General features: G+C 33.1%; 4 protein-coding genes and 1 pseudogene. All 5 read left to right on the forward strand.

Annotation, left to right across the window (positions count from 1 at the left end; translation table 11 throughout):
• The first annotated feature begins 215 nt into the window (after window positions 1–215).
• Window positions 216–668 carry a hypothetical protein gene (locus BBH99_RS07810; protein ID WP_066694227.1) on the forward strand — a complete coding sequence of 151 codons (453 nt, stop codon included), beginning with the start codon at window positions 216–218 and terminating at the stop codon, window positions 666–668.
• A 30-nt stretch (window positions 669–698) separates the two neighbouring features.
• Window positions 699–1,730, forward strand: a complete 1,032-nt coding sequence (locus BBH99_RS07815; protein ID WP_066694229.1) for a helix-turn-helix domain-containing protein — start codon at window positions 699–701, stop codon at window positions 1,728–1,730.
• 119 nt (window positions 1,731–1,849) lie between these two features.
• Entirely contained in the window at window positions 1,850–3,487 is a 1,638-nt protein-coding gene (locus BBH99_RS07820) for a serine hydrolase domain-containing protein (RefSeq protein WP_066694231.1), read from the forward strand.
• Window positions 3,488–3,893: 406 nt separating this feature from the next.
• On the forward strand, window positions 3,894–5,216 hold the full coding sequence (locus BBH99_RS07825; protein WP_123873066.1) for a helix-turn-helix domain-containing protein: 1,323 nt from the start codon (window positions 3,894–3,896) through the stop codon (window positions 5,214–5,216).
• Window positions 5,217–5,694: 478 nt separating this feature from the next.
• Window positions 5,695–5,947, forward strand: a pseudogene (locus BBH99_RS07830) (hypothetical protein); the annotation flags it as partial.

Below are 5,947 nucleotides of genomic sequence, written 5' to 3' on the forward strand. Positions count from 1 at the left end.
AAATGCTCTGTCAGCTGAGAAATAATAATATCTGTATCCATAATGAAGTTGTGTCACCTGTTTTGCATACTGACAGGCTGATAATGCCCAAATTTACGGAAATATTATGGTAATCGTCAGGAATGATTTGTAAGGAAAATTGTCTTTCAAATATATTGAAGATTGAATGACCAAATTTTGCTATCTTAACTGATGCAATTGTAAATCATCAGAATATGAATCATTTTGATAACGAATTTCAAAAATACCTTGCAGAACTGGTTGAAACAGGTTTTGAATTTGTCAACAATAATTCAGAAGAAGTAGATGCTGTATATGTTATCGGATTAATAGAAACCGGTTATTTTTATAAAGTATTTTATGAGATCAATGGATATCTGGTAAAGTCCCATAAAGTAAATGAAGTATCTGATATGCAGTATGCCATCAGCCCGGAAATAGCTTTTGCGATGCTGAATAAAGGCAATCAGATCTTAGGAAGTATAGAAGAGCTATTTAAAAACGATGGGCGTGAAGTTCCGGTTATGTTTAAGTTGGTTTATCATCCTAAAACCGATAAGTTCAATAGTGATTTTAGCTACGATAAAACTTTTACTCACGATAAGATCAAAACAGCACAGGATGTATATGAAGAATGGTTTTCTCAAGTGGAAAAATTAAAAAGTTAATATTTTATTTTGTAATCATTACAACAACGTATGGTAAACGATATAGGCAAAATTATTTTTTTTCTGTTTCTGTTGCTGAGTTTTTTCCTTATTACAGTGAAAGCAGAAAGGAAACTTCCGAATTATCTATTTGCAGCATTTCTTCTCGTTTCTGTAATTGACCTTTCCGGGTTTTTCCTGTCACCACCTGAAAACAATATAATTCAGGGGTTGAAAGTGTCCAGTATTTTATTGCAGATGCCCCTGTATTATCTTTACGTTAATGCTGCATGTTACTATAACTTTGTTCTTCAGAGAAAACATCTTTTACATGCCGTACCATTTTTATTTTTTTTCTCCCTATTCAGTATTTTTGGCATTTCAAAACAGACAGATCAATGGTTTGATATTGTTTCAATTGTTCAGTATTACTGTTATATTCTTGCTGTATTTTGGGTACTGGGGACTTTCAGAAAAGTGTATCGGGAGAATTATTCAAACAATCATCATCTCACTTATAAATGGTTGTTTCAGACTACTGTTATTTTTTTGATTGGTAATTTCTTTGTGCTGTTGAGAGGCTTTGTGAAAGATGATAATAGTATTTTGATGGGTTTATATACCTTTTCGTCTCTTTTTGTATTATTTGTTATCAGTTGGTTTGTATTGAATGCTTTATATCGTCCTAATCTGTTTTCCGGAATAGATAAAGATCTGGAACCCATACAATCGGAAAGTGAAATAAGAAATGAGCCGGAAAAGCTGAAACCTTTACTGGATTTTATGAAAACTGAAAAACCATATCTGGATGATAAACTGACGTTGCAAAAATTGGCAGAACAAATGAATATGCCTGAAAAACAACTTTCTTTGCTAATTAATCAACATATCGGTAAACATTTCTTCGACTTTATTAATGAGTTCAGAATTAATGATGCCAAAGTACTTTTAAGAGAACAACCTCAGCTAACTGTACTGGAAATCCTGTATGAAGTAGGATTTAATTCCAAATCATCTTTTTATACAGCTTTTAAAAAAGAAACCCATCAAACACCTACAGATTACAGAAAATCAATAGTTTGAATGGTGTTCGATTTAAAATCGGACTCTTTTTAAATAAAAAAAGAGTCCGACTTCCGATAATCGGATGTTTACATTGATAGAAAACTCCAGATTTGCTTCATCATTAAAAAATAATTGCAATGAAGCGATCAATTCAATTTATTTTATTCCTTTTTTATTTGTTAAATTTCGGAATATGCTCCGGCCAATCTAACCAGGATAAAATCAGGAAAGCTGATTCCATGATAAGCAGCTATGCCCAGAAAAACGCTCCGGGAATGGCCATAGGAATCATAAAGGAAGGGCAGGTTATCTACAGGAAAATGTATGGAATGGCTAATCTTGAAGACCGCATTCCTATCAAAGATTCTACAGCGTTTGATATTGCATCTGTTTCCAAACAGTTTACAGCATTTGTAATGCTTTTTGCTGAAAAGGAAGGAAAACTGTCTCTCAACGACGATATCAGGAAATATCTTCCCGAACTCAGGCATCTTCCTCATAAAATTACGATCCGACAATTGGCCAATCATACCCATGGCTTGCCTGATTTTACCAGTATTAAAAGGCTGCAGGGATTTGGAGATGAATTCAGGGTAACCAATGCTGAAGCTGTTAAAACCGTTCTTGCCATCAGAAACCAACATTTTCCCCCGGGACAGCAATACAGTTATAACAATACCGGCTTTATGCTGCTGGCTGAAATTCTTCACAGAATCTATAAAAAAGATTTTAATGACATTCTGAAGGAATATATTTTTGAGCCCCTTCAGATGAACCATACTATGGCTGTAGATGATCCTGAAAAATTAGTACCGAATAAAGCAGAGTCCTATCAGGAAAAAAACGGAACTTTCAAAAGACAGCCTTTGGGGCAGATGGAATATGGTTCTTCCAATATCTTTACTTCCTTGAATGATCTTTGTAAGTGGGCCGTCAATTTTCAAAAACCTATTATTGGGAATCGGGAAATTTACAATAAAATGCAGCAAAATACTATTTTGCCAACAGGGGAGACCGTAGAGTATGGGCTGGGCCTGCAAACCGGTAAATATAAAGGATTGGATATTGTTTTCCATGGTGGAGGAACAGCCGGTTACAGATCCTATATTCTGCACATTCCTGCTTATCATTTATCCATTGTATTAGCCGGAAATAAAAGTGTTTTTGATGGTTTGCTGATAGCGTATAAGTTGGTTGACGTTTTTCTTGCGGATTATGAAATTGCTCCACCACAACCTCAAAAAATGGAATATACCTCTGCTGAGTTAAAGGATTTTACAGGAGTGTATGAGATTAATCCGGGAAATTATATCGAGATTACATCAGACGGAAAAAAACTTTATCAGGGAAACAGCCCGGAGCCTTTGATGGTAAGAGGAGATCGTAAGTTTGATATACCTGCCATTCCAACGGCCAGTGTTACTTTTCAAAAAGGAGCATTGATATTTAGTGTTGGAGATTTTAAATTCAATTGTAAAAAAGTAATATTAACACCTTCTAGAGGTGAAAAAATGAATCTTAATCAATTTACGGGGTATTATAAGAATGATGAGTTTAATACTATTTATCATCTGGTTATGGAAGATGGTAAATTAGTGGCGAAACATGCCATAAACCGGGACGTGAGGCTATTCCCATTAAGTAATAAAAGGTTCTATTCCCATAAATCTTTTTTTGGGCAGCTTGATTTTAAATTTGGCAAAAAGAACATGATCACAGGGTTTATGTTATCTGGAGCCAATATGTCCCATATTGAGTTTAAAAAAATAAATTGAGACGGGAATATAATGCTTTGACTTTTCAGATAAAATACGGGGTCATCTCAGGGTTGAGGTGGCTTCTTTTTATTATAGAATTCTCAGTTAACTTAAATTTTTGTAAGGTTATATGTAATCGATTTTTATCTATACGAGAAACTATATAATAAATTTGGAATACTATTTGTAACGCAATAATAAAATTTAGAATTAATGGAATTTGCTGTCAGTCAATTATTTATAACGTAGTTGTAAATGGTTAAAGTTTAACAATGATTATCTTTAAATAATTAAAAACATGTTCCCTCCTCAATTAAACAGAATATTTTATTCATACAAACTTTTTCTTTTATGCCTGCTGTGTTACAGTGGATCAGTTTATAGCCAAGGTACATTTTCGCATCAGAAGTTTGACAGTATTTTGTTGAAAAAAACGGAATCGCTTCGTATTCAGGGTGATTATGAAAACCTTGTCCGGCTTAATAAAGACTATCTGAATTTGGCACAAGAAAAGAACTATAAGGAAGGCATCATTCTTTGCTATATCAATATCTCCAATATTTCGGCAACCATAGGAAATTATAAAAGAGGACTTTCTTATCTTTCTCTGGCTGAAAAAGAACTCAAGAAGGTTAATAGTTCTGTTTTAAAAGCAAGACTTTTTCAGGAGCATGCTCAGCTGAATGCAGTAATAGGCCTTTATAAAAGCGCTTTGGATCTAAATTCAAAAGGATTATTTTACCTTAAAAGTATTTCAGATCAGGAGAAGAGAAAATTTTATTTGTATAGGCTCTATGCCAACAGGGCAGACTTTTTATATAAAGCAAATAATCCAGACTCGGCTTACATTTATTTACAGAAAGGAAAAAGAATAGATGGGCAAGGAGTTCTGCTGACTACACTTTTAGCCAAACATCATCTGATGTATAGTAAAAGAAGGGATTCTGCCTTCATTTATCTTCATAAAGCCTCTGCAAAGATCGTCAATACAGGTAAGGTGAACGTTCAGAGTGCATTTGTAGATCTTACCTATGGAGATTATTATTTTGCTCTGGAGGATTATAAAATAGCATTGGAGTATTATAATAAAGCATTGGATTACTACAGTAAAACCAATAGGTTATATAATATTCCTGGAGTTTATGAATCTATTGCCAAAACCTATAAAATGCTGAATGAACCTCAGAAAGAAGAAGAGGCTATGAAGAAGTACACGGAGGAAAAAACTGCATTGGAAAATATTCAGAATGAAGCCATCAATATTTCAATAGATCATATGCTGAGTGATAAAGACGAAGAATCTAATGGTTTTCAGAAGAGAATTTACCTTTATATTGGGTTAATAGTCATTTTATCATTGGTTATTTTTATCTTACTTTATCGGCATAACAGGGCATTGCGACAAAAGAAAAATGAGTTCAAAAGTGAAGCGCTTTCTCTTAAAAGTAGGATCAATGACTCCTTTGAAGAATTAGTAAGCCTGGCGAAAAAAAATGATTCTACCTTTTTAACCAGATTTCAGGAAATCTATCCTGAGTTTTGCCCGAGACTTCTGGAGATCAATCCAAAACTTGGAGCTTCAGAATTGACATTCTGCGCCATGATAAAACTTAACTTCACTTCAAAAGAAATTGCTGAATATACCTTTATTCAACACAAATCTGTACAACAGAAAAAACACAGATTACGAAAAAAATTGAATGTTCCCACCGAACAGGAGTTATTTATTTTCTTTGATTCTTTATAAATACAAAACTGTAGAAAAAACAGGCTAGTCAGAAATTAATTTTTCCTGTTTTTAATCACTGTAAAACTGTGCATATGTAGTACACGAATATTCAGCAATATTCGTGTTTTTTATTATTTATTCCGTTTAGGGTAGTTCTGTTATCCTAAAATAATTTTCTGCTTCCAGCTTTCATTCTTATAGATATTTGTCGATAAACACCATTATTTAGGGGATAAACAGCAAATGTGGTATAAATGTAGTATGATAAAATTATGGTTTTTAAATAAGTTTTTAAAACATTTGCAAAACCAAAAAAGAGGGGCGGAAAAATAGATGGCCTAAAAAACAGTAAAAATTCTAAAAACACAATGATGGCCCCTCTTTATGATAAAAGTATTAAGTAAAGGAGTGTTGGGAAATTATAAGGAAAATTTAATCAACAACAGAAATAAATAATCAGAAAAATAAGTAAATTCATTAATTAAATTAAGCATATATGAAAAATGTAAAACAATTTATTACAGCAATGGCGCTTGTAATGTTCGCTTCCGGAGTTTCAGCTCAACTTAGTCCAAAAGGTGCTGGTTCAGACAAAGATAAACATGGTTGTAAAGGATCTGCAGGATATACATTCTCAGTATTGAAAAACGATTGTGTAAGACTTTTTGAACAAAAAATACAACTGAAAGAAGTAGATAATAAAAAATCTTATACTTCTAACGCTGCAGTTATTCTTAGTGAGGATGCAA

Source organism: Chryseobacterium contaminans, assembly GCF_001684955.1.
Taxonomy (GTDB): domain Bacteria; phylum Bacteroidota; class Bacteroidia; order Flavobacteriales; family Weeksellaceae; genus Chryseobacterium; species Chryseobacterium contaminans.

What these genes read in the sequence shown, in the direction of transcription:
- BBH99_RS07820 (WP_066694231.1), top strand. Translation starts at nt 1,850, where the DNA reads ATGAAGCGATCAATTCAATTTATTTTATTCCTTTTTTATTTGTTAAAT.
- BBH99_RS07810 (WP_066694227.1), top strand. Translation starts at nt 216, where the DNA reads ATGAATCATTTTGATAACGAATTTCAAAAATACCTTGCAGAACTGGTT.
- BBH99_RS07815 (WP_066694229.1), top strand. Translation starts at nt 699, where the DNA reads ATGGTAAACGATATAGGCAAAATTATTTTTTTTCTGTTTCTGTTGCTG.